General features: G+C 63.3%; 24 protein-coding genes. 8 read left to right on the forward strand and 16 right to left on the reverse strand.

The window, feature by feature from the left end; translation table 11 throughout:
* The first annotated feature begins 42 nt into the window (after nt 1-42).
* Nucleotides 43-1,527: a PLP-dependent aminotransferase family protein gene (locus ACSQ3I_RS20430; RefSeq protein WP_436001843.1), complete on the forward strand. Its 1,485-nt coding sequence runs from the start codon at nt 43-45 to the stop codon at nt 1,525-1,527.
* A gap of 40 nt (nt 1,528-1,567) precedes the next feature.
* Here the strand turns inward: ACSQ3I_RS20430 and ACSQ3I_RS20435 are convergent, their stop codons facing one another.
* The 9 genes from ACSQ3I_RS20435 to ACSQ3I_RS20475 form a co-directional block, all read right to left on the reverse strand.
* The gene (locus tag ACSQ3I_RS20435; protein WP_436001845.1) at nt 1,568-2,275 is read right to left on the reverse strand and encodes an ABC transporter ATP-binding protein; all 708 of its coding nucleotides are present in this window, start codon (nt 2,273-2,275) and stop codon (nt 1,568-1,570) included.
* Nucleotides 2,268-4,022, reverse strand: coding sequence for a branched-chain amino acid ABC transporter ATP-binding protein/permease (locus tag ACSQ3I_RS20440; protein ID WP_436001847.1), 1,755 nt, complete (start codon nt 4,020-4,022; stop codon nt 2,268-2,270). The genes ACSQ3I_RS20435 and ACSQ3I_RS20440 overlap by 8 nt, the downstream gene beginning before the upstream one ends.
* Nucleotides 4,015-4,848 (reverse strand): branched-chain amino acid ABC transporter permease, encoded by an 834-nt coding sequence (locus tag ACSQ3I_RS20445; protein ID WP_436001849.1) that lies wholly within the window; start codon nt 4,846-4,848, stop codon nt 4,015-4,017. The genes ACSQ3I_RS20440 and ACSQ3I_RS20445 overlap by 8 nt, the downstream gene beginning before the upstream one ends.
* Before the next feature lie 52 nt (nt 4,849-4,900).
* Nucleotides 4,901-6,049 carry a substrate-binding protein gene (locus ACSQ3I_RS20450; RefSeq protein ID WP_436001851.1) on the reverse strand — a complete coding sequence of 383 codons (1,149 nt, stop codon included), beginning with the start codon at nt 6,047-6,049 and terminating at the stop codon, nt 4,901-4,903.
* A 37-nt stretch (nt 6,050-6,086) separates the two neighbouring features.
* Entirely contained in the window at nt 6,087-6,932 is an 846-nt protein-coding gene (locus ACSQ3I_RS20455) for a nitrilase family protein (protein WP_436001853.1), read from the reverse strand.
* Nucleotides 6,933-7,149: 217 nt separating this feature from the next.
* Nucleotides 7,150-7,788 (reverse strand): ANTAR domain-containing response regulator, encoded by a 639-nt coding sequence (locus tag ACSQ3I_RS20460; RefSeq protein ID WP_436001854.1) that lies wholly within the window; start codon nt 7,786-7,788, stop codon nt 7,150-7,152.
* 1 nt (nt 7,789) lies between these two features.
* Nucleotides 7,790-8,923 (reverse strand): transporter substrate-binding domain-containing protein, encoded by a 1,134-nt coding sequence (locus tag ACSQ3I_RS20465; protein WP_436001856.1) that lies wholly within the window; start codon nt 8,921-8,923, stop codon nt 7,790-7,792.
* Nucleotides 8,924-9,034: 111 nt separating this feature from the next.
* Nucleotides 9,035-10,108 carry an ROK family transcriptional regulator gene (locus tag ACSQ3I_RS20470; RefSeq protein WP_436002116.1) on the reverse strand — a complete coding sequence of 358 codons (1,074 nt, stop codon included), beginning with the start codon at nt 10,106-10,108 and terminating at the stop codon, nt 9,035-9,037.
* A 53-nt stretch (nt 10,109-10,161) separates the two neighbouring features.
* Nucleotides 10,162-10,812, reverse strand: coding sequence for an SGNH/GDSL hydrolase family protein (locus ACSQ3I_RS20475; RefSeq protein WP_436001858.1), 651 nt, complete (start codon nt 10,810-10,812; stop codon nt 10,162-10,164).
* 265 nt (nt 10,813-11,077) lie between these two features.
* Between ACSQ3I_RS20475 and ACSQ3I_RS20480 the strand changes: the two genes are divergently transcribed.
* The 7 genes from ACSQ3I_RS20480 (at nt 11,078) to ACSQ3I_RS20510 (ending at nt 17,818) form a co-directional block, all read left to right on the forward strand.
* Nucleotides 11,078-12,154, forward strand: a complete 1,077-nt coding sequence (locus ACSQ3I_RS20480; RefSeq protein ID WP_436001860.1) for an ABC transporter substrate-binding protein — start codon at nt 11,078-11,080, stop codon at nt 12,152-12,154.
* A 59-nt stretch (nt 12,155-12,213) separates the two neighbouring features.
* A complete protein-coding gene (locus ACSQ3I_RS20485; RefSeq protein ID WP_436001862.1) occupies nt 12,214-13,707 on the forward strand; it encodes a sugar ABC transporter ATP-binding protein in 1,494 nt (497 codons plus the stop codon).
* Nucleotides 13,708-13,723: 16 nt separating this feature from the next.
* Nucleotides 13,724-14,695 carry an ABC transporter permease gene (locus ACSQ3I_RS20490; protein WP_436001864.1) on the forward strand — a complete coding sequence of 324 codons (972 nt, stop codon included), beginning with the start codon at nt 13,724-13,726 and terminating at the stop codon, nt 14,693-14,695.
* 2 nt (nt 14,696-14,697) lie between these two features.
* Entirely contained in the window at nt 14,698-15,648 is a 951-nt protein-coding gene (locus ACSQ3I_RS20495) for an ABC transporter permease (protein WP_436001866.1), read from the forward strand.
* 28 nt (nt 15,649-15,676) lie between these two features.
* Nucleotides 15,677-16,333 carry an SGNH/GDSL hydrolase family protein gene (locus ACSQ3I_RS20500; RefSeq protein WP_436001868.1) on the forward strand — a complete coding sequence of 219 codons (657 nt, stop codon included), beginning with the start codon at nt 15,677-15,679 and terminating at the stop codon, nt 16,331-16,333.
* A gap of 212 nt (nt 16,334-16,545) precedes the next feature.
* Nucleotides 16,546-17,085: a 2,4'-dihydroxyacetophenone dioxygenase family protein gene (locus tag ACSQ3I_RS20505; RefSeq protein ID WP_436001870.1), complete on the forward strand. Its 540-nt coding sequence runs from the start codon at nt 16,546-16,548 to the stop codon at nt 17,083-17,085.
* A 7-nt stretch (nt 17,086-17,092) separates the two neighbouring features.
* Complete coding sequence (locus ACSQ3I_RS20510) at nt 17,093-17,818, forward strand: SDR family NAD(P)-dependent oxidoreductase (protein ID WP_436001872.1); 726 nt, start codon at nt 17,093-17,095, stop codon at nt 17,816-17,818.
* A gap of 222 nt (nt 17,819-18,040) precedes the next feature.
* Here ACSQ3I_RS20510 and ACSQ3I_RS20515 read toward each other — a convergent pair whose 3' ends face one another.
* The 7 genes from ACSQ3I_RS20515 to ACSQ3I_RS20545 form a co-directional block, all read right to left on the reverse strand.
* Nucleotides 18,041-18,856 (reverse strand): GntR family transcriptional regulator, encoded by an 816-nt coding sequence (locus ACSQ3I_RS20515; RefSeq protein WP_436001874.1) that lies wholly within the window; start codon nt 18,854-18,856, stop codon nt 18,041-18,043.
* Nucleotides 18,857-18,881: 25 nt separating this feature from the next.
* Nucleotides 18,882-19,853 (reverse strand): sugar-binding transcriptional regulator, encoded by a 972-nt coding sequence (locus tag ACSQ3I_RS20520; protein ID WP_436001876.1) that lies wholly within the window; start codon nt 19,851-19,853, stop codon nt 18,882-18,884.
* A gap of 97 nt (nt 19,854-19,950) precedes the next feature.
* Entirely contained in the window at nt 19,951-20,670 is a 720-nt protein-coding gene (locus ACSQ3I_RS20525) for an amidohydrolase family protein (RefSeq protein WP_436001878.1), read from the reverse strand.
* Nucleotides 20,671-20,680: 10 nt separating this feature from the next.
* Nucleotides 20,681-21,670 carry an ABC transporter permease gene (locus ACSQ3I_RS20530; protein ID WP_436001880.1) on the reverse strand — a complete coding sequence of 330 codons (990 nt, stop codon included), beginning with the start codon at nt 21,668-21,670 and terminating at the stop codon, nt 20,681-20,683.
* Between the two features lie 10 nt (nt 21,671-21,680).
* Entirely contained in the window at nt 21,681-24,197 is a 2,517-nt protein-coding gene (locus tag ACSQ3I_RS20535; protein WP_436001882.1) for an ATP-binding cassette domain-containing protein, read from the reverse strand.
* Between the two features lie 64 nt (nt 24,198-24,261).
* Nucleotides 24,262-25,305, reverse strand: a complete 1,044-nt coding sequence (locus tag ACSQ3I_RS20540; protein ID WP_436001884.1) for a substrate-binding domain-containing protein — start codon at nt 25,303-25,305, stop codon at nt 24,262-24,264.
* Between the two features lie 219 nt (nt 25,306-25,524).
* Nucleotides 25,525-26,460 carry a sugar kinase gene (locus tag ACSQ3I_RS20545; RefSeq protein ID WP_436001886.1) on the reverse strand — a complete coding sequence of 312 codons (936 nt, stop codon included), beginning with the start codon at nt 26,458-26,460 and terminating at the stop codon, nt 25,525-25,527.
* Between the last annotated feature and the right edge of the window lie 6 nt (nt 26,461-26,466).

Raw genomic sequence — 26,466 nt, forward strand, 5'->3', positions numbered from 1 at the left:
ATTATGATGCAATCGACTATACCAATTTTCGGGAATTCATCCTTGGTCAAGCAGCGCAAGGGTCCGATCCTGCCCTTCCTTCGGCTCGATGACGCGACGGCCCTGCCGAAATTTCGCCAGGTGCAGGACCAGTTGCGGCTCGCGATCCTGCATGGCCATCTGCGCACGGGAACGCGCCTGCCTTCGAGCCGCATCCTTGCCACGGAACTGGGCCTCTCGCGCCAGACGGTGGTGAGAGTGCTGGAGAACCTGAGGGCCGAGGGTTATCTGGACACCAGGCAGGGAGACGGCACCTACGTCTCCGCCACCCTTCCCCACCGGCAGGGCAAGGTGTTCCGCCCGACGAACGAGGCGCAGCCTCCGGATGTGGTTCCGGCACGGCTGTCGCGGATCGGCAACCTCGCGCGCAACGTATCGGCCAATATCGGTCGCGTGGAGCGCAAGCCGTTCCTGCCCAATGCGCCGGCGCTCGACCGGTTCCCCTTTGCCGTCTGGCGCAAATGCTGGAACGTGGTGACGCGTGGCGGCAAGACTGCGAACATGGGGTATGGCGATGTCGCCGGCGAACTGCCGCTTCGCCAGAGGATCGCCGAATATCTCGCGCTGCACCGCCGCGACCCCTGCGATCCCGAGCAGATCATCATCACGCCCGGCGGCCATGCCGCTTTCGCGTTGTCGGCGCTCGCGCTTGCCGATCCCGATGATGAAATCTGGTTCGAGGATCCCGGGCCGGTCACCACCAGCAATCTGTTTCGTTCGCTCGGGCTGCGGCTGTGTCCGGTCGATGTCGATTCCGAAGGCATGGATGTGGCGACCGCCATGCACCGGTATCCCGCGGCGCGCCTGGCCTTCGTCATGCCCTCACGCCATCATCCGCTCGGAGTGACACTCTCCCTGCCGCGCCGGCTTGCTCTTCTGGAATGGGCACGCGAAAACGACGCCTGGATCATCGAGGACGATTACGACAGCGAGTTTCGCTATTCCGGCGCGCCGCTGCCCTCCATGCGCTCCATCGACGGACATGACCGCGTGATCTATGTCGGAAGCTTCAGCAAGGCGCTCTATCCTGGCATCCGCATCGGCTATCTCGTTCTGCCGCCGCAGCTTGTCGGTGCGTTTCGCAGTCTTGCAGGCCTGATGCATCGCAGCGTCCCCGTCGAGGCCCAGCTGGCGCTGGCCGAGTTCATCGGCGACGGACATTTCGCCAGCCACCTGCGCCGAATGCGGGCACTTTATGCCGAGCGTCGGGCGGTTTTCATCGAGGCGGGGCAGAAAGCTCTCTCCGGCCTTGCACAGCTCGATTGTTCGGAAAGCGGCCTCAATGGCCTTGCATGGCTCGAAGGCCACCGCAAGGATCGGCTCGCGCATCGCGCCGTGCTGGCTGCCGGACTGCAATGCTATCCGTTGTCGGATTATGCGCTTGCCGCGCCGCGGCGGGATGCGCTGATCCTCGGTTTCGCGGGTGTGCCTGCCGAGCGGATGGAAATGCTGCTTCGGCGATTGGCCGAGGCAGTCGCCAGCGCCTGACGGATGCCTCGGGTTAGGGGAGGGGAACGTTCCGGCGTGATCAGATCTTCAGATGTTGCAGCACGCGCTCGCGCGCCCCGGCGGCATTGTGGTCCTGATCCTCGATGGCGCCGAGCTTGAGCACCGCCCAGCGATCGGCGACGGAGAGTGCAAAGTCCAGGTTCTGTTCCACCAGCAGGATCGTCGTTCCATTGGCTTCCCGTTCATGCCTGAGGGCGTTTGCGATGTTGAGGATGACGGAGGGCTGCAGGCCCTCGGAAATCTCGTCGATCAGCAGCAGCTTCGGCTGCAGCATCAGGGCGCGGGACAGGATCAGCATCTTCTGCTCGCCGCCGGACAGCGTGCCGGCCTTTTGCGCCAGGCGATCCTTCAGGAAGGGGAAGTGGCTATAGACGCGATCGAGCGCGGCAGCGAGATCCCGGTCGCTGCGCAGCGCCAGCCGCAGGTTGTCGCGGATCGACAGATCCTGGAACAGGGGCAGCTCCTGCGGCGCGTAGCCGATGCCGGAGGCAATGAGTTTGGCGGACGATTTGCCGGAGATCGGCTTGCCGTCGACCGAGACGGTTCCCCTCGACAGCCGCAGCAGGCCGAGGATCGACTTGAGCAGCGTGGTCTTGCCCATGCCGTTCTTGCCCATCAGCGCGAAGATCTCGCCGGACCGCACCGAAAGCGAGACGTCGTTGACGACGTCGATGGCGCCGTAACCGCTGCTGATGCCGGCCAGTTCGAGCTTTGTTGTCTCACGCATGCGAACCTCCTGCATAGATGGTGCGGACCGTTTCCGACTGCACCACATCCTCGACCGTGCCGTCGAGCACAAGCTTGCCCTGGTGGAGCACAACGATCCGGCTGGAAATCTCGCGCACAAAGTCGAGGTCGTGTTCGACGAGAATGGCGGCAAAGCCCATCTCCGCCGTCAGCCGTTTCAGCACGGCGCCAATGGTCATGCGTTCGGCCTTGGTGAGACCGGCGGTCGGTTCGTCGAGCAGGATGACGCGCGGTTCGAGTGCCACGATCATGGCAAGCTCCAGCGCCTGCCGCTGCCCATGAGACAGGAGCGAGACGGGGCGTTCGGCGATATCGGCAATGCCGGTCAGGCGCAGGATGTCGAGCGCGGCTGCGGGCAAAGGAATGGCCTTGCCCGTTCCCGCAAGGCCGGGGCGCTCGTGGCTAAGGCGCGCCATGCGCAGGCATTCGGCAATCGTCATGCTGTCGAAGATGCTGGCGATCTGGAACTTTCGGCCGACGCCCAACGCCACGATGCGTTGCGGCGGCAGGCCGGTTATGTTCTTGCCGTCGATTTCGACCGTGCCTTCGATCGCCTCGGTGCCATCGGACAGGCAGCGCATCAGCGTGGTCTTTCCGGCACCATTGGGGCCAACGATGCTGACCAGTTCGCCCGGACGGATCTTGAGATCGATGCCATCGAGCACGGAGAGTGCGCCATAAGATTTGCCAAGCGCGCGGATCGTGACAAGCGGTTCCAATGAGTGTGAAGCGCCGGCATCATGCGTGGCTGGAAGCGCTTCCAGCGGGCGTGGCGCTGTCGCCTTGCCGAGGCGGGCCGTCACCAGCGAGGCAAGACCACCCGGAAGCAGGATGATCATCACGACGAACAGGGCGCCGATGACAAGCTGCCACAAGAACGGCAATTCGCCGGAAAGGTTGGCGCTGAGAAAGTCGATGCCGACGGCGCCCAGCAACGGTCCGATGATCGTTCCGCGTCCGCCGAGCGCCGTCCAGACGACCAGTTCGGTGCCGAACACGAAGCCGGTGTTTTCCGGTGCCACCATGCCGGAGGCATTGGCGAAGAGGAAGCCGGCAAGGCCGGCGACACCGGCGAGAACCGCGGTCAGGGCGATCTTCAACCGGGCGGGGCTGAGGCCGAGATAGGCGACGCGGGCCTCGTTGTCACGGATCGCCACCAGCAAGCGGCCGGCATCCGAACGCACGAAAACGAAGGCGAGGACGGCGAGGACCAGCAGGCACAGCCCGGTGAGGCGGAAGAAGCCGGGCAGGCCGAGCGGCAACGTCGTGTAGCCGACAAGGCCGCTGGAGGAACCGGTCCACACGCCGCCGGAGTAGACGAGTTGGGTGATGACGATCGGCACGACCAGGGAGATGACCGTCGCGTAGAGCGGTGTCGAACCCTGATAGAAGGACAACCAGCCGACGGCGAGGCCGAGCAGGAGAGGAACGAGGATCGCGGCTGCAAAGGCGATGGCAAACAGCGCCGGGCTCGCGCCGAGATGGGTCAGCACCATTGCCGTGGCATAGGCGCCGACGCCGAAGAAGGCGGCCTGACCGAAGGTGAGGATGCCGGTGTAACCCCAGAGCAGATCGACGGTGATGGCAAGCATGGCGTAGATCATCGAGCGGGTCAGCACGTTGAGGCTGAAACGGCCGAGAAACATCGGGCCGAAGATGACCAGCAGCAATGCCGCTATGGCGAAGGCCGCGAGCAGGGCAAGCCGGATTTTCTGTCTGTCAGGCACTGGCAAATCCCTTCGGGCGGATGCGGAGCGTGATGGCGCAAAGCACGGCGACGGTGATGCCGCCGAGGATGGGACTGATGAAGGTGGAGACGAGCACCTGTGCGGCGCCGAATGCCAGGCAGGCGGCGGCGAGCGCGCCGAAGGACGTGCCGGCGACCATCACCAGCATGAAGGCCCCGGTCAGCCAGGCGACGCCCATGTTGGGATCGACGCTGGTCAGCGGCGCCAGCAGCACGCCCGCAAGGGCGGCAAGCCCCGTGCCGATCATGAAGGTCACGAGCCGGATTCTGGCCGTGTCCATGCCGAGCGCGCGGGCAAGGTTCTCGTTCATGATGACGGCCTGTGCCGACAGCCCGAGACGCGTTCCTTCCAGTAGGAAGGCGAAGCCGAGGCCGATCGCGAGTGCCGCAGCGATGGCGAACAGGCGATAGAGCGAATAGCCGGTGCCGAGAATTTCGAAGGTGCCGGGCAGCAGGGCCGGCGTGAAATGCACATCGCGGCCGAACCAGAGCGTTATCAATTGCCCGATGACGATGCCGAGCCCCCATGTGGCGAGGATGGCGTCGAGTGGGCGCCGATAGAGCGGCCGGACGATGAAGCGTTCTGCCAGCGCACCGAGAATGGCGCCGGTGGCGAAGGCGAGCAGAAGCGCGAACCAGGGGTTCAGGCCCAGCGCGTTGGTGACGACGGCGCAATAGGCTCCGACCGTCAGCCAGGCGCCGTGGGCGAAATTGATGATCTTCAGTACGCCGAAAATGGTCAGCAGGCCGGATGCGACTATGAACAGGATGGCCGCCGTGCTGATGATATCCAGAAGGAGTGTCATGCGTCTTTCCCGGAGTTGAAGGCGGGGCTTGCACCCCGCCTTGCCGCAAGCCTTAGAGGTTAGGGCACTGTTCGCCCGGATCGACGTCCTTGTAGCTGTCGACCACCTTGACGCTGCCGTCCTCCTGCACCTGTCCCAGATACATGGTGAGCGGCGCATGATGCTGCTTGGCCATGGAAATCACGCCGCGCGGACCGGTGACGGAGACGGCCGGCAGGGCTGCGATGACGGCGGCCGTATCGGTCGAGCCGGCCTTTTCGACGGCCGCCTTGTAGAGATAGACGGCTTCGTATTGCGGGACCGAGAGATCGTTGGGGGTGCGCAGCTCGGTGCCGAACTTCTTCTCCATGGCGGCCAGGAAGGTCTTGTTCTCGGCACTGTCGATGCCGGTCACATAGGAGGCCGAGATGAAGATGCCGGATGCATCGGCGCCCATGCTCTTTGCCGTGCCCTCGTCGACGGCAAGATTGCCGTAAGGCAGGGCGACGCCGGCAGAGCGGAGCTGCTTGGTCAGCGTCACGTTCGGAGCGCCGCCGGCGGTCGAGGTGATGATCGCGTCGGCACCCGATGCCTTGAGCTTGGAGATGATCGCCGTCCAGTCGCTGCCCTCCATCGGCAGGTATTCCTCGCCGACAACGGATGCGCCCGACTTTTCGATATAGGCGCGCGCGAACTCCAGCATGCCGCGCCCGAAGGCGTAGTCGGAGCCGATCAGGAAGAATTTCTTCGTGCCTTGCTTGCCGATGAAATTGTCGACCAGCGGCGGCACCTGCTGTTCCGGCACCCAGGCGTTGACGAAGAGGTTGGCGTTGCACGACTTGCCCTCGTAGAACGAGGTGTAGATGTAGGGCACGTCACCCTTGGTGATGATCGGCAGGCCGGCATTGCGGGCGGCACTGGTTTCCATCGAGATGATGACGTTGACTTCCTTCTGGAAGACGAGCGAATCGAAAGCCTTCTGGGCACCGGCGGCGCCGGAGGCATCGTCGGCGATCTCCAGTGCAAGCGGCCGGCCGAGCACGCCGCCATTGGCATTGATCTCCTCGACGGCAAGCTCGGCCGCCTGCACGACGGACGGCGCGACGACGCTGTTGGCGCCGGACAGGCCGACCGGAACGCCGATCTTGATCGGATCGGCCGCATGGGAGACGCCGGCAAAGACGACCGATGCAAGTGCAAGAGCGATGGTTCTGTGTATCATTGAGTTCCCCTTTTTTGTTGGTAGGCTTGATTGGTCTTCAGCGGTAGACATCGGTTCGGCGGTCGCCGAGCAGATGGTTGAAGCTATTGAGTGCGCGGCTGGCCGCGGCATTCGACAGGTCGATGGTTGCGAGAAGGATCTCTTCTCCGTCGGCGCTTGCCGGGCCGGCGAGCGGCCAGCCCTGCGGGCCGACAATCAGGCTGCGCCCGACGAACGGCTGGTTTCGTTCGGTGCCGACCCGGTCGGCGCAGACGACATGAACCCCGTTGGAATGCGCCGCAGCCTTGGCCAGGATGTTCGACATGGTGTCCGTCTGGCTTTCCGCCCCCGGCATCGGCACCCAGTTGGTCGGGATGCAGATCACTTCGGCGCCGCCGAGGGTGAGTTCGCGAAAAACTTCGGGAAACCAGCCGTCGTAGCAGATGGCGATGCCGAGCTTGCCGTGACCGATGTCGAACACCGGCAGGCCGAGATTGCCGCGCGCGAAGTGACGGTTTTCCTCGTTCCAGAGGTGCAGTTTGCGATAGGTGCCGATATACCCGTCCGGACCGCACAGGATCGCCGAATTGTAGAAGGTTTCGCCGTCTCGCTCTGCGAGGCCGCAAACGATGTGGATGGAAAGTTCGCGTGCCAGTCGGGCGAGAGCGGTGGCGCTTTCGCCGTCCGGAACAGGCGCCGCCAGGGCTGCGAGCTCTTCCGTGTTGCGGAACACGTAGCCGGTATCGGCCAGTTCCGGCAGCACGACGATTTCGGCGCCGTCGCCATGGGCGCGGCGCACCAGCCGGTCGATGGCCGCGAGATTGAAGGCGCGGTCACCGAAGCGCGGTTCGAACTGAATCGCAGCGACAGTGATATTTCGAGACGTTTTTGCCGTGTCAGTCAATTCAGTCTCCAAACGCAAAAAACCTCCGGCACGGAAATCAATCCGTGAACCAGAGGCTGCTTAGCCATAATGTTGAAACGGCAACCCTGCCGCAGAGCAATCCTGCTCGACGGCAAAACTTCCACGGAAAATATCCGAAGTCAAGCCGCGAAATTGGGCAAGTTTTGGTGTTGTTCAAATATTGGGCAGAGGGCCCGTAGGGCCCTGCCGCTCTGGATCAGCTGCCCACCGGCTTCCCCAAGGCGGAACCGGGCAATGGCAGGCCGAAACTGCGCATGGTTTCGTGCGCGGCGACGATCGCTTCGGCGACCTGGGCCATGGGCACCCGCTTGGCCGTGGCCTGGTCGCGCAACAACTTGTAGGCGGTCTCCTCGTCGAGGCCGTTCATGGCGCGGAGCGCCGAAACCGCCTTTTCGACGAGGCGGCGACCCTTCAGCGTCTCTTCGAGTTTTTGCACCTTGCCGACCAGCCGCTTCTCGTAACCGTGTCGGTAGCGGGCGAGCACGAACTGGGTGAGGATACCGAGCGGACGCATCGGCTTGGAGATCACGCCGTGGGCGTTGAGATCGATAATCGCCTGCAGCGCCGTCGGGCTTTCATAGGTCAGGACGGCGATGATTGCCGGCTGCTGCGTCTCGCTGATCTGGACCGCGTGCTCGACCTGCGTGTCCTCGATATGCAGGAAAAGCGTATCGATTTCAGGCGGTAGGCTCGGCGGCAACGGCCAGGTGGCGCGAACCTCGCAGCCGAGCCGCTTGAGATGCGTGACCAGAATGTCACCGTCTTCGTCCCGCGGGTGGGCGACCAATACGCGAGCGCGACGGAGGTCCTGAATGATCCTGTTCGGGCCGGCCATCTCAAGCCTCCAGCCAGGCATCTTCGAACCGCGAGGCGGTCAGATAGGGATCGGGCCGGATCGGCCCGGGCGCCTGCCAGGCGATATGGAACAGCCCGTCCTCGCGAGCCACGCCGATGCGGGAATGCAACCAAAGGTGGCGCGTGTCGCTGTCGAAACTGATGCGGCCCTCTGGCGCTGCAAAATCCTCCAGCAGGATCTCCTCGGAGATCCGGTGGGTCTCCAGCGAGCCGGCCCGTTCAAGCGCGCGGGCGAAAAGATGCACCTGGGCATAGGCCGGCTGCGACCAGACGCTGGTGGTCAGCTCGCTGCCGAACCGGCTCTTGTAGGCCTGCACGAATCGGTCGTTCGCCCCGCCTTCCACGGTCTGGAAATAGGTGGCGGAGAGAATGTGGCCGGTACAGAGATTGGCGCCGATTTCGCGGATCTCCGTTTCGGCCATCGTCAGGCTGGCGATCGGGCAACGGCGGCGATCGATGCCGGCCTCGGCATACATCCGGTAGAATTGCTGTGCAGGCCGGCCGATGATGGTGGAAAAGATCGCGTCCGGCTTCTGGCGCACGATGTCGGCAAGCACCTTCTCCAGCGTTTCGTTGTCGGCATGCAGCGGGATGTAGCGCTCGCTGACCACCTTTCCGCCCTTGGCTTCGAGGATGTCCCGCATCACACGGTTCGATTCGCGCGGATAGATGTAGTCGGCGCCGACGAAGTAGATGCGTGGCCCATAGTTGCGCAACAGGAATTCGGCCAGTGCAAAGGTGTTCTGGTTCAGCGTCGCCCCGGTGTAGATGACGTTCTCCGAATACTCGAACCCCTCGTACATCGAGGGATAGAACAGCAGGCCGTTGTGGCGCTCGACGATCGGCAGGACCGCCTTGCGGCTGGCCGACATCGAGCAGCCGAAGATGATGTTGACATCCTCATCGGTGAGAAGGCGCCGGGCGAGGTTGCGGTAGGCGGCATTGTCTCCGCCGGGATCGTAGGCAACGGGCGTGATCGGCTTTCCGAGCACGCCGCCGGCCGCATTGATCTCCTCGATCGCCAGAGTCGTTCCGAAAACATGTTCCATTTCCGTTACGGTGGTGATGCCGCTTCGGGAAAACAGGACGCCTACGCGCCATTCGTCGTTTGACATGCCGTGCTCTCGCTGATCTGCAATCTCGTAACCTTAGAGCGGACAGCCCGGATGAATTCAAGCCGCAGAAATCCAACCCGGGTCTCCATGGAACTCGGGCCTGTTGATGCTTCAGTGCACCATGAAGCGCGAGCTGAAGGGAAGGCTGGCGGCACCGATCGCTTTCGGGGCTGCCGACGTCCGGCCGACGATGGCATCGATCGTCGGGATTTTCTGCTGAACGAGCGTACAGAGGGTCGCGCAGATCTCTGCGGGGATGAAGGACGACAGCACGATGGTTTTCAGTTCGATGAATTGCAGCAGTGATTGGGTCAGCTGCACGAGGCTGTCCGCACAGGCCTGCTGCCACGCGTCGAGCGCCGGACCCAGTGCCGGCCATGACGGTTCCTGGCCCCAGAGCCTGTCTGCTATTGTCTTGTTCGGCAGCAAAGCGCGCTCCAGCGCGAGCACGCCGACATCATAGCTCAGCGGTGAGTTACCATTGTAGATCTGGTGATTGAGCACCAGGCGACCGTGCAGGCGGGCGCCGAGATAGAAGAACAAAAAATCCTGCATTTGCCGTGCGGTGCCGAACAGGCTCTCGCCGCCGGCGGCTGCCGTTATGTCGTTCTGCACGAAAACGGGCAGCCTAAGTTCGGTCTCCAGATAACGGTGCAGCACGTCGTGGTCCGGGCCGGAACGGATCGGCGGCGTGGGAAGCGCCAGGCCCACGCCGGCAATGCGGGTCTGGCGGCTTTCGGAAAGGCCGGCGATGGCGTGGTGGATTTCACGCGCCAGTGCCTCCGGCGCGTCGAACGTGTCGGCGCTCGTATGGGGCATCACGCGGTGGTTCTGCACGTTGCCGATGAAATCGACGACGACGATATGGGTGTTGCGATAGCCGACGCTGACGCCGACGGAATAGGCGCCTTCCGAATTCAGCATCAGCGGCGTTGTCGGCGGGCCGACGCGGCCCTTCTGGGCCTCGCCGCGCACGACGAGGCCTTCCTGCTCGAGCGAGCGGACGATGACGGAGATCGTCTGCGCCGAAAGGCCGGTCTTTTCACCGATCTCAAGGCGCGTCGTCGCCTCGTTCTGCAGCAGCAGCGAGAGCACGAGCCGTTCGTTGTGGCTGCGGACGCTGAGCGAATTGAGGCCGCTGGCGCGATCGGCGATACGAAGCGGGTTGGGCGGTGCGAAACGCATATCAGGCAAGGCAGGTTTCCTTCCCTGACAGGGCGGCAATCAAGCGGCAAGGCTTACGCATTGGTCCATCCGATCGCGAACACTTCCTGTGCCAAGGCCTCGCCAAGCAGGCGGTGCGCATCCTCGTCGATGTGGAAGCCGTCTGCCGGCGAGCACTGGCAGACCGTGCCGGCATCGAAGAAATGCGCCTCCAGCGAATCCGCCATGATCTCGAATTCCAGCGCGAGCTTGCGGGATTTCTCCTGCGCCCCGGAAAAGATCGATTCCCATTCGCGCAGGTCGTCCAGCATCGGCGGCGGAGCGACGATCATGATTTCCGGATCGTGGCCGGCGGGGCCGGGCGACAGTTCGCGGATATCGTGGACCAGGCAGCCGATGCCCATGGCAACTTCCGACGGCGGCATATTGAAGCGCCGCTTCAGGTCGTTGGTGCCCAGCATGATGATGATCAGGTCGAGCGGCGTGTGGCTTTGCAGGCAGGGACGCAGATAGGTGCGGCCGTTTTTCAGCGCGCCCTCGATCGGATCGTCGTGAACGGTCGTGCGGCCGCTCAAACCCTCCTCGATGACCTGCCAGCCGGGGCCGAGCAGCCCCTCCAGCACGCCGCCCCAACGCTGTCCGCGGGCATAACGTTCAAGCGGGCCACGGCCCGGAATCTGGCCATGGGTATTGGAATCCCCGAAACATAGAACGGTCCGCGTCACTGTCTCCTCCATCGGGCTGGAGGCCCGTTTGTCGGATTCAGATTTTGCATCTGCAGGGGCGATTTGCAAGGTCGGCATATTATTCATTCAGTCTGAATAACTATTGACAGACGAAAGCGCCAGTGGTTTTGTGTGGCTCGGAGGAGAGTTTTACGTTCGTTTCAAGGCTGCGTGCGAGCACCGGACATAGGTCACGGGTTGCCGATGTCGCATGCCCTACGGTCGGCAATTCCCCCGTTTGGACGCCTGCTTTTGGAGGAGAAGTATGAGCAGCATCATCAGGAAAATCAGCCTGTCGGTTCTATTGGCCGGTGTGGTCTTCGCGACGAACAGCTTTGCGCAGGAGGTGCCGCTGCTCGATGGCGTCACGACCCGCGCCGAGAACAATCCCACGGTAGAAGAGGGCAAATACAAGAAGGATGCGCCCTGGGTCATCGGCATGAGCAGTTTTGGCGTCAATGCCAACACCTGGACCGTGCAGGTGGCGCATGAGGCGCAGGCGGCTGCCGATCGCGACAAGCGCATCACCAAGTTCGTCCTGCTCGATGCCGGCTTCGACCAGAAGAAGCAGGTCGCCGACATCGAGGACCTGATCGCCCAGAAGGTGGATGCGATCATCGTCCAGCCCGTCACCTCGACCTCGGCCAATGCCAGCATCGAGAAGGCCATCGCGGCAGGCATCCCTGTCGTGCTGCACACCGGCCGCATCGAATCCGATGCCTATACGACGGAAATCCAGGGCGGCGCCGAACATTTCGGCAAGGTCATGGGCGATTTCCTCGTCAAGGAACTGGGTGGCAAGGGCAATATCTGGGTGCTGCGCGGTCTCGCCGGCCATCCGGAGGATACCAACCGCTACAACGGCCTGAAGCAGTCGCTCGAAGGCACCGAAATCAAGATCACCGCCGAGGAGCATGGCGACTGGCAGTATGACAAGGCCAAGAAGGTCTGCGAGACGCTTTATCTCAACGATCCCAACGTTGCCGGCATCTGGTCGTCGGGTGCCGATATGACGCGTGCCTGCGTCGACGTCTTCAAGCAGTTCGGCACGCCCATTCCGCCGATTTCCGGCGAAGGCAATAACGGCTTCTTCGGCCAGTGGATCGCCGACGGCTTCAAGTCGGTGTCGTCCGAGTACAGCCCGGCCCAGGGCGCTGCCGGCGTCCGCGCTGCCGTAGCCCTTCTGGAAGGCAAGGCGCTGCACAAGCACTACGACTACAACCCGCCGGGCTGGGACCTCGAAAAGGTCAAGAAATATTATCGCGACGACCTGTCGGCCAATGTCTGGTGGCCGTCGGAACTCTCCGAAGAACAGCTCAAGCAGTTCTACGCCAAGCAGTAGGCGGACCGGGCAGGGAGGCGGGCGGACGCCTGCCTCCCGGCATCGAGACGGGGGTAACCATGTCGCATCTCATTGAAATGGCCGGAATATCCAAGGCGTTCGGCGGCAGCGTCGCACTTCGCGACGTGTCTCTGGCGCTGGCGCCGGGCACCGTTCACGCGCTGATGGGCGAAAACGGTGCGGGCAAGTCCACGCTGATGAAGATTTTGGCCGGCGTGCATCAGCCTGACAGCGGCGAGATCCGCCGCGCCGGGCGCGCCGTCAGCTTCGCCAATCCGCGCGCCGCCCTAGAAGCCGGCATCTCGACGGTTTTCCAGGAATTGTCGCTGCTGTCCAACATGACGATCGCGGAAAACATGTTTCTCGGCCGTGAACCGAAAGGCCGTTTCGGCGGCATCGACCGGCGGCAGATGCGCGAGGAGACGAAGGGTGCGCTTGCCCGTCTCGGACTGACGCTCGATCCCGACACGCTGGTCTCGGAGCTCTCCATTGCAGAACGGCAATTCGTCGAGATTGCCCATGGCATCGATGCCGATGCCGACGTCTTCATTCTCGACGAGCCGACGGCGGCGCTCAATGCTGCCGACGTCGAGGTTCTCAACCGGCATATCCGGGCGCTGCGCGACGCCGGCAAGGCCATCGTCTACATCTCCCACCGCATGGACGAGATCTTCGCCATCTGCGACGTGGTGACGGTGCTGAAAGACGGCCAGCTGGTCGGCACGCGGCCGCTGTCGGAGATGACGCCGGCCTCGCTGATCGCGATGATGGTCGGGCGCGAGCTGGAAGACCTCTTTCCCGAGCGTGGCGACGGCGACGGGGCAGACGCGCTGACTGTAACCGCCCTCAGGCTTCAGGCGGATTCGCAGCCATTCTCCTTTACGGTGAAGAAAGGCGAGATCGTCGGCTTTGCCGGGCTCGAAGGGCAGGGGCAGCAGAAGGCGTTGCGCGCGCTGGTCGGACAATTTTCACCCGTCGAAGGCCAGTTGTCCCGCGGTGGACAAACCATCCGGCTGCCGGTGCCGAAGGAAAGCGGTGTCAGGCGCTGGCAGGCGCTCGGCGGCGCCTTCGTGCCGGAGGATCGTAAGGACGAGGGCCTGTTCCTCGGCCACTCCGTCGGGCAGAACATCGTCACCGCGCTGCATGCCGGCCGCCCGGCATTGAAGGCGGCAAGACGCTACGGCGCCGTCATTACCGAGACGATGCGGCGGCTGAACGTCAAGGCTTCCGGACCTTCCGCCACGGTCGGGGCACTCTCCGGCGGCAATCAGCAGAAGGTGCTGCTCGGGCGTTATCTTGCGACCGATGCCGACGTGCTGCTCATCGAGGAGCCGACGCGCGGCGTCGATGTCGGCGCCAAGGCGGAAATCTATCGAATTCTACGTGACTTCGCGAAAGCGGGCGGTGCGGTGCTGGTGCTGTCGCGCGAGACGGTCGAGCTGATCGGCCTCTGCGACCGCCTCTATGTGATCCACGGCAATACCATTGTTTCGGAAATGCGGGCTTCGGATGCCACCGAGCACCGTATTCTCGACGCGGCCCTCAGCGCCTGACGGACTGGACGACCTGATGATGCCTTCTTCTTTCACCCTTGGAAAACTGCTTACCGGCCGCGGCAGCCGGCAGGGCCTGTGGTTGCTGCCGCTGGTCATCGCGATTGCCATGGCCTTGTGGCTGGCCGCGACCACCAGCCAGTTCGGCCAGTGGAGCAATCTTGCCAATCTCGTCGCGCAGGGCATGCCGCTCTTGATCACCGCCGTCGGGCAAATGTTCGTCGTGCTTGTCGGCGGGCTCGATCTCTCCATCGGCTCGGTCGTCAGCTTCACCACGGCGATCCTGGCGCTCGACCTGCCGGGCTTCGTCACCATCCCCGCCGTCTTCCTACTTGCCGGCCTGATCGGCGCGACCAACGGCTACTGCGTCACGCGGCTCAACGTGCATCCCATCGTCGCGACGCTGTCCATGCAATATGTCGTGCTCGGCATCACCCGCGTGCTGCGCCCGGTTTCCGGCGGCATGGTGCCTGATGGCGTGCGCTGGATGGTGGAGGGGACGCTCTTCGGCATTCCGCTGCCGGTCTTCTGGGGCATCGTCACGATCCTCGTCGCCTGGAAATTGCTCTACGGCTCGCGTTATGGCCTGCATCTCTTCGCCATCGGCGGCGGTGTCGCCTCCGGCTCGAACGATGCGGCGCGCAATTTCGGCATTCCCGCCAACCGCAACATCCTGCTTGCTTATGTGATCTGCTCGCTCTTTGCCGCCCTCGCCGGCGTGTTTCTTGCCGGGCGCATCGTCTCGGGCGATCCGAATGTCGGCCTGCTGATGGAACTGGATGCCATCACGGCCGTCGCCATCGGCGGCACGCAATTGTCGGGCGGCGTCGGCAGCCTGCATGGCACGGTCATCGGGGTCGCGGTCCTGGCGCTGCTGTCCAACGGCATGAACCTGCTCAACATCACGCCTTTCGTGCAGACGGCGATCAAGGGCATCCTGCTCATGGCTGTTGTCGCACTCCAGTCGCGCAAGAAGATCGGATTGTGATCATGTCGGCCCTCGTCAACTCGACCGTCTTCCGGCGCGTCTCCAAGGTTCCGCCCTCCTATTACCTGTTCGCCCTGCTGCTGGTGATCCTGTTCGTGGCACGGCCGCAGATGATGAATACCAATGTGCTCGGCGTCTTCGTGCGCCAGGTCGTGCCGCTCGGCATTCTGGTGCTCGGCCAATTGCTGGTGATGCGGGTGAAATCGATCGACCTCTCCGGCGGCGGCGTCATCCTTCTCATCAATTATTGCATCTCGTCCGGCATCTTCCCCGGCGCCTCGCTCGGTTTTTATATCGCGCTGGCGCTGGTAACCGGCTTGGCCATCGGCCTCTTCAATGGCGTGATGGTGGCCAAGCGCCGTGTCTCCGCCGTCATCGTCACGCTGGCGCTGTCGATCGTGCTCGTCGGTTTCGTGCAATATCTTTCGAGCGGCAAGCCGCCGGGCGACGTACCGAAGATTTTTGCCGAGCTTTTCAATACCCGCTTCATCGGCGTGCCGAGCCCCGTTCTCTTCTGGGTCGCGCTGACGGCGCTGATGGCGCTGCTGCTGTCGCAGACCGTCTTCGGCCGCTTCGTCGCCGCAGTCGGGGAAAGCATGCCGGCCGCGCATTTTTCCGGCGTGCCGGTGGAGCGTACGGTCATTCTCGCCCACACGATCGCGGGCCTGATGGCGGCGATCGCGGCACTGGTGCAGACGGCATCCATTGCCGTCGGCAGCGTGCGCGTCGGGCTTGATCTGCCGATCCTGTCGGTTGCCGCCACCATTCTCGGCGGCGTCGTCTTCGGGCGGGGTGAGGGGGGCGTCTGGGGGCCGTTCTTCGGCGTGCTCTGCTTCGCCTTCCTCTTTGTCGTGATGACGATGTTCGGCGTCGGCGATGCGGGAAAACTCGTCGCGCAGGGCCTGATCATCCTGTTCGCGGCCATCTTCTACGGCCTTCGTGCCAGCAAATAACACTCACAGCCATTCAAGGAGGATGTTAATGGCGGACAAGCGCTCAATCCTGTGCTTCGGAGATTCCCTGACCTGGGGTTGGATTCCCGTAAAGGAATCCGCACCCACCCTGCGCTACCCTTATGAGCAGCGCTGGACCGGCGCCATGGCCGCAAAACTCGGCGACGGCTACCACATCATCGAGGAGGGCCTGAGCGCCCGCACCACCAGCCTCGACGATCCGAACGATGCCCGGCTGAACGGCAGTGCCTATCTGCCCTCGGCGCTCGCCAGCCACCTTCCGCTCGACCTCGTCATCCTCCTGCTCGGCACGAACGATACGAAGTCCTATTTCCACCGCACGCCCTATGAGATCGCCAACGGCATGGGCAAACTGGTCGGTCAGGTGCTGACCTCGGCCGGCGGCGTCGGCACGCCCTATCCAGCGCCGAAGGTGCTCGTCGTCGCCCCGCCGCCGCTCGCGCCAATGCCCGATCCGTGGTTCGAAGGCATGTTCGGCGGCGGCTACGAAAAATCGAAACAACTCGCCGGCCTCTACAAGGCGCTCGCCGATTTCACCAAGGTCGAGTTCCTCGCCGCGGGCGACCATGTGGCCACAGACGGCGTCGACGGCATCCATTTTTCCGCCGAAACCAACATCAAGCTCGGACACGCGATCGCCGACAAGGTCGCGACACTGTTCTGAGCAATGCCACTCCGGCGCCTCCCTTGCCGGAGTGGCACTTCATTGCGGTTCGCAATGCGCGGGTCACCCTTTGCAAGGGGTGACCCTTATGCTTCGTTGGACAAGGGTCAGCTTGATTGCAAACTGACATGTCAGATTGTTGACATGTCAGTGGCAAAATGGTCTGTTGCGGCCAGCAATCGATTTCCCAAAACAGACCATCGGAGGACCCCATGACCGATCCGGCCGCCAATCTCTACGCCGAAACGCTTCGGCGCATGCCGTACCAGAAGCCGCAGCCCAACGAGATCCTTCCGGATCTGGTTATTCCCAACGCCGTCCCGCTCGACGAGCGCATCTGGGTGCCGCAGGCAGAACAGGTCTGGTTCCGCCCCCTGTGTCTGAACCGGTCCACGGGCTACTGGATGAACCTGTTGCGGGTCCGCAAGTCGGGCGTGCTCAGCCGTCACCGGCATCCGGCTCCCGTCCATGCCTTCGTCATCAAGGGAAGCTGGCGTTACCTGGAGCATGACTGGGTGGCGACGGAGGGGTCTTATGCCTTCGAGCCGCCCGGTGAAACGCACACGCTCGTCGTCGACGAGGGCGTCGAGGAAATGATCACCCTCTTCCAGGTGCAGGGCTGCATGTATTACGTCGATCCCTGGGGCAACAATAACGGCTACGAGGACGTCTTCACCAAGATCGACATGTGCCGCAAGCACTATGAAGAAGTCGGACTGGGCGCCGATTATGTCGACCAGTTCATCCGGTGATAAAAAGATGACTTTTCAAGCCAATATGCTTGCCGGCCAGGTCGCGCTGGTAACGGGCGCAACCACCGGCATCGGTGCCGGCGTCGCGGAAAAACTCGCAAGCCTCGGCGCCACCGTGATCGCCGTCGGTCTCGGCGCCAGTGATGCCAGATATGCGCCCGGCCTCGACGTTACCGCCCGCGAACTCGATGTTTGCGACCAGGATGCCGTCGACAGCCTGATCGCCGATCTGGATCGCCTCGATATCGTCGTCAATTGCGCCGGTGTCATCCGCCGTCAGGAAGAGCACCAGCTCGACGTGTTCGAGAAGGTGCTTGCGATCAACCTGACCGGCACCATGCGTGTCTGCACGGCGGCACGGGAAAAACTGGCGAAAAGTGGCGGCACCATCGTCAACACGGCGTCCATGCTGTCCTTCTTCGGCGGTGGCCTCGTTCCCGCCTACAGCGCCAGCAAGGGCGGCGTTGCGCAGCTGACGAAATCGCTGGCCATCGCCTATGCGGCGGACGGTATCCGCGTCAATGCGGTGGCGCCCGGCTGGATCGCGACGCCGCTGACGCAGGCGCTGCAGGATGACCCGGCGCGGGCCGGCCCGATCCTGGACCGCACGCCGCTGAAGCGTTGGGGCAAGCCGCAGGACGTTGCCGGCGCGGTCGCCTTCCTGTGCAGCCCGGAGGCCGGTTTCATCACCGGCGTGGTCCTGCCGGTCGATGGCGGATATCTCATCAGCTGAAGAGAATAGCCCCGGCGGACCTGCTCCGCTGGGCTGATCCTTAAAAGCCTCCGAAACAGACACAGCCGATGACATGCACGACCCGGTCTGCTGGCGTCGAGCAGGTCACGCCTTATCCGACGCAGCCGACGCCACAGGGGTCATCAAGCGCATCTACGCCGATGAATGTGTCAGGTAACATGTTACTCTTGCCTGTTGTCCTCGCTTGAGGCTTGCCCGTACCTAGTTTTGCATCAGGCTGGCGTAATAGACTTGGGAGTAGCTGATATGCTGCCGCAACAGGCTCTGGACCTTGCTTATGTCCGCGTCGGCGATGGCATCGCGCAAACCGCGATGTTCGGCCAGAGAATTCTCGACATGGCGCGGTTGCTCGCTGAAGCGGGTGCGCAGGGCGGCAAACCGGCTGTTGACCTTGCTGACGAAGGTTTCCTCCAAAAACGGCGAATCCGCGCTTTTTACGAAAAGCAGATGCAGGCTCGTGTCGAGCTTCCGGTATTCGTCGATGGAGCCGGATTGCGCCCGCACGACCATTTTTTCGTAGATTTTCCCAACCTCCCGCTGCAAAACGGCCAGATTACGCTGCATCGACAGGGAGATGGCTTCCAGTTCAAGCGCGATTCGCAATTCCGCAAGTGCCTGCAACTCGTGCGCGGTCGGCTTGAAGACGAAGGTACCCGATTGTGCCCTGATTTCGATCAGCCCTTCGGCCTCCAGGCGGATGTAGGCCGCACGGATCGGTGCCTTGGTCACGTTGTAGAGTTCCGAGAGCTGTGCTTCTGAAATCTTCTCGCCGAGCGCGAAGACATTGTTGACAATGTCGGATCTGAGCCGCTCGAGCACCACCTCGGATACGGGTTTGGGACGAATGATCTTTTCCACCCTTTTTGTCGACTTCATGCTTGCCTCGCCCTCTGCACGTCCAAGCTTTCTATCAGCTTTGCCGCGATGACAAGCGTGGTGGCTGGGAAAAGGGCTGGCCGGGATGGACGGAGCCTCCGGGCGGGAGCGGCAGAGGCTCCAAAATGCGATGGCCCCCACCGGGGTGGAGGCCAGCCGAGACGAATCAGGCGATGCCGAGTACGAGTTTTGCGGTGTTTTCGTCCGTGATCAGCGCATTGGCGAGGCGACCGTGCAGGGCGGCGCGGATGGCCGGGGCGCGGTGGACGCCGGAGGCGACGATGGTCGTCGGCCGGTCGGCCGGGCGGGTGCGGATGAAGGATGTCAGCCGGCTGTGATAATCGGCGTTGACGATGACGCCGTCGGCGGAAATCGCGCAGCCGAGCAGTTCGCCGACCGCGCCGGCCGCCATCGCCTGTCCCAGTTCGGCAGCGGTGATGAAGCCGTCCTTGTAGAGCGTTGCCTCCGGTCCCCAGTAGCCGATACCCATGACCAGCAGCGAGGCCTCCGCCACCAGCGCCTCGAGGACCCGGTGGCCGGGCTGGGTCTGCAGCAGTTCCCGCTCGGCCTCCGTGTAAGTGACGACCGGGACGGGGAAGGGATAACACTGGGCGTTCAGCCGTTCCGCAAGCCGGGTGCAGACGTCGTAATGCGTGGCGCGGCCGTCGCGCGTCAGGTTGCCCATCAGGGAGACGCAGCGGTGCTGCGGCCGCTCCATCGGCGGCAGGCGGCGGGCGACTTCGCGCATGGCACCGCCGCTGCCGAGCCCGATGGTCAGTGGCGCGACCTGGTCCAGCACCTTTTCGAGATAGAATGTCGCCTGCGTCGCCACCGAGGGGATGTCTTCGACGCTGTCGCGCTCACTCAGGCAGACATCGCAGTAGACGAGACCGAACCGGTCGCGGAGGCGATCGGCCAGCTCGATGCATTTCGCCATCGGATGGACGAGTTCGAAGCGGATCAGCCGCTCGGAATTGGCAAGCGCAATCAGCCGCTGCACGATCTGGCGCGAGACGTTGAGCTCGGTGGCGATCTGCTCCTGCGTCCGGCTCTTGAAATAATAGAGCCAGGCGGCACGGGCCGCCAGTTCCAGTCGATGTTCCCCGGCCGGATCGGCCCGTTCGATATATCCTGACACGCTGTCTCACCCGGTCTTTTCCGCGCGCCAAGGCGCGGTGGCGATCCTCTAGCACATGTGCCGCGCCGTGCAATCGCCGACGCGGCGCAACGCATGGTTAGAGCTTCAAAAGCCGTGCGATGTTGCCGCCGACGATCTGCCGATAGCCTTCATCGTCATCGGTCGCCCGGCGCATCTTCTGGAACTCGAATTCGTAATCGACGAAGGGCGAATCCGTGCCCCAGATGACCTTGTGCGCACCGATGCGCTTCACCGCCGTCTGGATTTCGAAGATCGGCGCGCGCGAGGTTTCGAGGTAGAGGTTGTCGAATTCGCCGGCAAAGCTGATCGCCTGGTCGACCGACCAGAAGAAACCCATATGCGCCATCATCAGCGACACTTTCGGGAAGCGCTTGGCCATGATGGCGAATTCCGGCGGGCTGTTGTAGAGGTCGCTCGCCCCGTGCACGATGATCGGGAAATCGAGTTCTTCCGCCACCTTGAACAGCGGATCGACGAGTTCCGGGTCGGCCAGGTGATAACCGTTGATGGTCGGATGCAGCTTCAGGCCCTTGAAACCCCAATCGGCAATGCAGCGGCGCACGATATCGGCGGCATCGCGCTCCCACGGATTGACCGCGCAATAGGGGATCAGCCGGTCCGGAAACTGCTCATAGGCATCCTTGACGAAATCATTGGTGAAATTGCCTTCGACGAAAGGGAAGACGACGCCCTTGGCGACGCCGGCCTGGTCGAGCTTGGCGACGAGTTCCGCGCCGGTCTGGACGGCGCCCGGCCGGTCGCCGAGGTGATTGTGGGCATCGATGATCAGGGACATCTTGGTTCTCCTAGTGTGAGCGTTTCAGCGCGCCGATGGCCATGGCGAGCAGGATGAAGGCACCGTTGAGGCCGTAGCGGAACGGTGCGCCGAGGCCGAGCAGGGTCAGGCCGTTGCCGAGGAAGGTGATGAACAGCCCGCCGATGAGCACGCCCGGAATGGTGATTTCCGCCCTGCGTGACAGAAGCGTGCCGAGATAGACGGCGGCGAAGGCATCGAGCAGGTAGGGCTCGGCACCGCGCGGCACGGCAATGCCGGTACGCGAGACAAGCGCCACGCCCGCTACTGCCGACAGCAGACCAGCGATGACGAAGCCGCCGGCGAAGACGGCGCGGATATCGATGCCGGCAAGCATCGCCGCACGTGCATTGCCGCCGACTGCTTTGGCGCGCCGGGCAAAAGGCGTGAAGGTCATCACCGCCAGCATGATCAGGAAGGCAAGGATGCCGAGCAGGATGAGGGCCGAGATGCCAAAAATCTTGCCCTGGCCGATGAAGAAGAAGGCACGTGTCAGGCCGCGCGGCAGGGAGAAAAGGATCTGCGGCTCGGCGCCGTTGGTCATCATCAGTTCGCCGGAGCGGATGATGAACATCATGCCGAGCGTGCCGATCACGGCGGGCACGCCGACATAGGCGGCGATGAGGCCGTTGACGAGGCCGATGCCGACACCGAAGGCGAGCGGCGCTGCGATAACCAGCCAGAGCGGCTGACCGTTCAGCACCAGGATTGCGGCAATCAGCCCGGCGCCGTCGGCGATCTGGGCGACGGAGAGATCGACGCCGCGCATCGACATCACCACCGCCAGCCCGAAGGACATGACGATCAGCACCACGCTCTGGTGCATGACATTGGCGATGTTGGCGGGGCTGAGGAACACTGGCTTGAGAATGCCGAAGAGAATGAGCACGCCCAGCATGCCGATGGCCGGACCATAGGTGCGCAACAGATCGACGATGCTTGCCGACAGGGCAGGGCGCGGGGTGGTGGATGAAGTTTGCATCGGGCGCTCCCTAGAAGATCAGCACCTGGCCGATGGCGCGGCGGCGGAAGACGCCGAGCGCAATCGACAGGATCAGGATGAGGCCCTGCACGCCGGGCAATGCCTGGCTGGAGACGCCGATTAGGATCAGGCCGTTCGACAGCGACGCGAGAAAGACGGCAGCGATCACCGTGCCGACGACATCGAGTTCGCCTGCTTTTGTCAGCGTACTGCCGAGAAAGGCCGCGGCAAGCGCCGAAATGAGGAAATCGACGCCGGTTGCCAGGGCAGAAGCGCCATAGCTGTAGGCCGAGAGAATGACGCCGGCGAGACCCAGCACCAGCCCGCCGATGGCGAACGAGGCAAAGGCATAGGCCGGTTTCGTCACGCCGCGCAGGTTGGCCGCGACCGGATTGAGGCCGACGGCATACATGCGAAGCCCAAGCCGCGTCCGTTTCAACACGATGTGCAGCAGAGCTGTGACGATCACCAGCAGGATGAAGACGAAAGGCACCGGGCCGACATACCCCTGGCCGAGGAAAAAGAATTCCGGCGGGCCGGAGAGCGTCAGCGCCTGGCCGCCATTGTAGAGCAGCGTCCCGCCCATGGCGACGAACATCATGCCGAGCGTGGCGACAAAGGGCGGCATGCCGAGAAACAGCACGAGGCCGGCATTTATCGCACCGATCGCGAGGCCCAGCCCGCCGCCGAAGACGAGGGCGGCAAGCGTGCCCTGTCCGGCGAGCAGGGTTCCGGCAGCGATATTGGCGGCGAACTGGCTGGTGGCGCCGGCCGACATGTCGAAACCGCCGGCAATTAGCACCACCGTCAATCCAAGTGCGATGAAGGCGAGCACGCTGCCCTGTTTCAGCACGTCGAAGATATTGCCGAACCCAAGAAAGTGCGGGGCGATCAGCGCGATGATGGCAATGGTCGCGACCATGCCGATTGCCGTGCCCCAGCGCGATAGAACACGTTCCAGACCACCGGAATCTCCATGGGAAACAGCCGATCCGGCTGACGCCTCCTCGTGGCTGCTGGCCGATGCCCAGTTGAGCAGCGCTTCCGGCGTTGCCTCGCTCTGGTCTTCGAAGGTCTTGACGATCTTGCCTTTCGCCATGACGACGGTGCGGTCGCACATTGCGGAAATTTCCTCGAAATCCGAGGAGATGAAGATGACGGCAGCGCCCTGGCGCGCCAGTTCGACCATCTGCCGGTAGATCTCGATCTTCGAGCCGACATCGACGCCGGTCGTCGGTTCGTCAAAGAGGAAGACCTGCGAATTGCCGGTCAGCCAGCGGCCGACGACCACCTTCTGCTGGTTGCCGCCGGAGAGGTTGCGGGTCAGCGGCTTGATCGATGCCGGCTGGATTTTCAACCGATCTACCAGTTCACGCGCGGCCCAGGCTTCGGCAATCGGATTGAAGAAACCGAAGCGTGCCCAGCGGGATATGTTCGGCAGCGACAGGTTTTCACGCACGGTCATGTCGGTCACGAGGCCTTCGTGCCGGCGGTCTTCGGGGATCAGCGCAAAACCGTCACCCTTGGCGTCACGCGGCGTTGCCGGGTTGGAGGCCCTGCCATCGATGGTGACGGTTCCCTGCCGCCGTTTCAGCGCGCCGACCAGTGTCAGCGCCAGTTCCGAACGGCCGGCGCCGACGAGGCCGGCAATGCCGAGGATCTCGCCGCGGCGGACGGTGAGGTCGACGCCATTCAGCTTGTGCCCATGGGCAAGGTCACGCACCTCCAGCAGCGGCGCGCCGAGCGGCACGATCTCTTTCGGATAAAGCTGGGAAATGTCGCGCCCGACGATCATCTTGACGACATCGGCGCGCGAGACGCCCTCGACCGGCAGCGTACCGATTAGCTTGCCGTCGCGCAAAACGCTGATGCGGTCGACGAGGCTCAGGACTTCATCGAGGTAATGCGAGATGTAGATGACCGTCACGCCCTGGTCGCGCAGGCTGCGGACGATGCCGAAGAGGTGCTCCGCCTCCCGGTCGCTGAGCGAGGCCGTCGGCTCGTCGAGAATCAGCGCCGTCGGGTTGCGCATCAGCGCCGCGGCGATCGCCACCTGCGCCCGCTCGGCGATGGAAAGATCGCGCACCAGCGTATCGGCGGAAAAGCCGGCATCGATACGTTTCAGCGCCGCATCGACACGTTCGCGCATGGCGGCCCGGTCAAGCAATCCGAAGGCGCGCGTCATCTCGCTGCCGAGCAGGATGTTGCTGGCCACATCGAATTGCGGCACCAGTTGCTGATCCTGGTGGACGATGGCGACGCCACGTGCCTCGGCATCTCTTGTATCGCGCAGGCGAACCGCCTCGCCGCCGATCAGCACGTCGCCGCTGTCCTGCTGGTAGACGCCGGTCAGGATCTTGACCAGCGTCGACTTGCCGGCGCCGTTCTGGCCGAGAAGCGCATGCACCTCGCCGCGGGTGATCGCCAGCGACACATCGTCGAGCGCGACGACGCCCGGGAAGGCTTTGCGGATGGCGCGGCATTCGATGACAGCCGTGGGCTGCCCGGATCGAGAATCGGACATCATTCAGGACTTCAACTGTTGAGAAGAAAGGGCCGGAGGAGAATGTCTCCTCCGGCAGTGGCGCGCCTTATGGGAGGATCGGGCGCACGACGACGAGATCGGAGGTCTGCGGATAGCGACCCTCGACATCGGCTTTGGCCATGCCGAGATCATCCCAGATCTTTTCACCCCAGCGCTTCTCGGCTGCCGCGACGCCATTGGCGTGGGTGGCGATATAGACCTCGGTAAAGATGGCGCTCGGGAAGGATTTTTCGCCGCCGACAGCCTTGGTGATCGCTTCCGCCGCCAGCTTGCCGATGGCCGGAACGTCCTGGACGATGGTCGCGACGAACGGGCTGTCCTCGTCGAGCAGCATCTGGAAACCGATGCGGTCGCCATCGATCGAGGCAATCTTGATCTCGCTGCGGCCGGCACGGCGCGTGGCTTCCACGGCGCCGGAGACGAGCAGGTCATAGGCGCCCCAGACACCGGCGATGCTGCCGGCTTCCGGATTGGCGGTCAGCAGATCTTCCATCTGCGTCTGCACCTTGGCGGCGCTGTGCTCGGTCGGCACCCACTGTACCTTGACGGCCGGATAATCGGCAACGACCGCCTCGAAGACGCGCTTGCGGGTTTCGAGCAGTGGCGCGCCGGGCACCCAGAAGCCGATGACCGTACCCTTGTAGTCGATAGCGGAGAGCAGCGAGCGGGCCAGCATGGCCGCCATCAGGCTTTCGTCGCCGCCGACATCGGCGATCGCGCCTTCGGTCTTGGAACCGACGGACGTGGTGATGACAGGGATATTGGCCGCATTGGCCTTGGCGATGACCGGGGCAAGCTGCTGCGGATCGCCGAGTTGGACGATGATGGCGGCGACGCCGGAATTGATCAGGTTCTCGATATTTTCATTGTGCTTGCGCGGATCCGTGCCGCCATCGGTGACGACGACTTCCGCGCCGGCCGCCTTGAGAACGTTCTCAGCCCCGGCGATGATATCGCGATTGTAGTCATTGGTGATCTCGCGGGCGGCGAGACCGATCTTCTTGCCGGCCAGTTCCTGCGCATAGACTGCCGTCGACATGAGCAGCGACGCCGCAAGCGTCGCCCAGCCGATACCCTTCAATAGGTTCATTGTTTCCTCCTCCTTGTTTATCGATCGCGTCGCTCCAACGATTACGATCAATTGCTCCTCATATAAACAATTGATCGAATGAAGCGCCTATGTCAAATGATATGTCGAATGAATCATCGAATTTTTATTCGATCAAACATCATTTGTTCGATTGATAGGTTGAGGAAGGGAAGAATGCCTGAATTCGCGCGCCGATACGGTGCTCGGCGCGCGCTCGTCTCACTGGCTGTCTTTATCGGCGAGGAAGGAAAGCACCTCGTCACGATAGGGAATTGGCGCCACTGCGCCAAACCCCCGGGTCGAAAGCGCGGCTGCGGCATTGGCATAACGCGCAGCCTCGAAGGGATCGGCGCCGTTCGTGGTGATCGAGGCCAGGAACGCTCCGTCGAATGCATCGCCCGCACCGGTGGCGTCGACCGTCCGGACCTTGTGTCCGGCAAGATGCCGACGCTCCCTGGGCGTCGCCACCAGGACGCCTTCGGCGCCGAGCTTGAGGACCACAAGCGGCACGCCGAGAGCCAGATACCGGTCGGCGATGGCGTCCGGTTTGGTCAGTCCCGTCAGGACAGTTGCATCTTCGAGGCTCGGAAAGATCACGTCGCACAAAGGGATGGTGGCATCGACGATGGCGCGGGCGCGGGCGAGCGGCCAGAGTTTGAGGCGGAGATTGGTGTCGTAAGACACCTTGCCGCCTGCCGTGCGAACGATCTCGATTGCACGGAACACCGCATCGCAGGCGGTGGCGCTGATGGCCTGGCTGATGCCGGAGACATGCAGATACCGAGCCGAGGCCAGATAGGCTTCGGGCAGTTCTTGCGGGCCGAGCCGGCTTGCGGCCGAACCCGCCCGCAGGTAGCTGAAGACGTGCCCATTCGCGCCATGGCTGACGAAGTAGACGCCGGTATGCGCCTGCGGATTGCGCTGAACGCCAGCCGTATCGACACCCTCCCGTGACCAGAGTTCGATGAAGCCGTCTCCGAACGGATCGCTGCCGAGGGCGGTGACGTAACCTGTGCGGGCGCCTTGGCGTGCCGCGGCGATGACGGCGTTGGACGTATCGCCGCCATGGCCGAGCCTGTAATTGCCGTCACCGCCGCCGCCCGTCTGGTTGAACTCGATGAGCGGTTCGCCGAGGCCGATGATATCCAGTTGCATCTCGAT

Source organism: Rhizobium sp. LjRoot30 (assembly GCF_964253915.1).
Taxonomy (GTDB): domain Bacteria; phylum Pseudomonadota; class Alphaproteobacteria; order Rhizobiales; family Rhizobiaceae; genus Metarhizobium.

Bases quoted from the DNA above. Each gene is read 5' to 3' on its own strand.
- ACSQ3I_RS20480 (WP_436001860.1), top strand. From the start codon at position 11,078: ATGAGCAGCATCATCAGGAAAATCAGCCTGTCGGTTCTATTGGCCGGT.
- ACSQ3I_RS20540 (WP_436001884.1), bottom strand. From the start codon at position 25,305: ATGAACCTATTGAAGGGTATCGGCTGGGCGACGCTTGCGGCGTCGCTG.
- ACSQ3I_RS20470 (WP_436002116.1), bottom strand. From the start codon at position 10,108: ATGCGTTTCGCACCGCCCAACCCGCTTCGTATCGCCGATCGCGCCAGC.
- ACSQ3I_RS20490 (WP_436001864.1), top strand. From the start codon at position 13,724: ATGATGCCTTCTTCTTTCACCCTTGGAAAACTGCTTACCGGCCGCGGC.
- ACSQ3I_RS20460 (WP_436001854.1), bottom strand. From the start codon at position 7,788: ATGGCCGGCCCGAACAGGATCATTCAGGACCTCCGTCGCGCTCGCGTA.
- ACSQ3I_RS20525 (WP_436001878.1), bottom strand. From the start codon at position 20,670: ATGTCCCTGATCATCGATGCCCACAATCACCTCGGCGACCGGCCGGGC.
- ACSQ3I_RS20535 (WP_436001882.1), bottom strand. From the start codon at position 24,197: ATGATGTCCGATTCTCGATCCGGGCAGCCCACGGCTGTCATCGAATGC.
- ACSQ3I_RS20500 (WP_436001868.1), top strand. From the start codon at position 15,677: ATGGCGGACAAGCGCTCAATCCTGTGCTTCGGAGATTCCCTGACCTGG.
- ACSQ3I_RS20510 (WP_436001872.1), top strand. From the start codon at position 17,093: ATGACTTTTCAAGCCAATATGCTTGCCGGCCAGGTCGCGCTGGTAACG.
- ACSQ3I_RS20505 (WP_436001870.1), top strand. From the start codon at position 16,546: ATGACCGATCCGGCCGCCAATCTCTACGCCGAAACGCTTCGGCGCATG.
- ACSQ3I_RS20435 (WP_436001845.1), bottom strand. From the start codon at position 2,275: ATGCGTGAGACAACAAAGCTCGAACTGGCCGGCATCAGCAGCGGTTAC.
- ACSQ3I_RS20485 (WP_436001862.1), top strand. From the start codon at position 12,214: ATGTCGCATCTCATTGAAATGGCCGGAATATCCAAGGCGTTCGGCGGC.
- ACSQ3I_RS20545 (WP_436001886.1), bottom strand. From the start codon at position 26,460: ATGCAACTGGATATCATCGGCCTCGGCGAACCGCTCATCGAGTTCAAC.
- ACSQ3I_RS20495 (WP_436001866.1), top strand. From the start codon at position 14,698: ATGTCGGCCCTCGTCAACTCGACCGTCTTCCGGCGCGTCTCCAAGGTT.
- ACSQ3I_RS20445 (WP_436001849.1), bottom strand. From the start codon at position 4,848: ATGACACTCCTTCTGGATATCATCAGCACGGCGGCCATCCTGTTCATA.
- ACSQ3I_RS20465 (WP_436001856.1), bottom strand. From the start codon at position 8,923: ATGTCAAACGACGAATGGCGCGTAGGCGTCCTGTTTTCCCGAAGCGGC.
- ACSQ3I_RS20450 (WP_436001851.1), bottom strand. From the start codon at position 6,049: ATGATACACAGAACCATCGCTCTTGCACTTGCATCGGTCGTCTTTGCC.
- ACSQ3I_RS20530 (WP_436001880.1), bottom strand. From the start codon at position 21,670: ATGCAAACTTCATCCACCACCCCGCGCCCTGCCCTGTCGGCAAGCATC.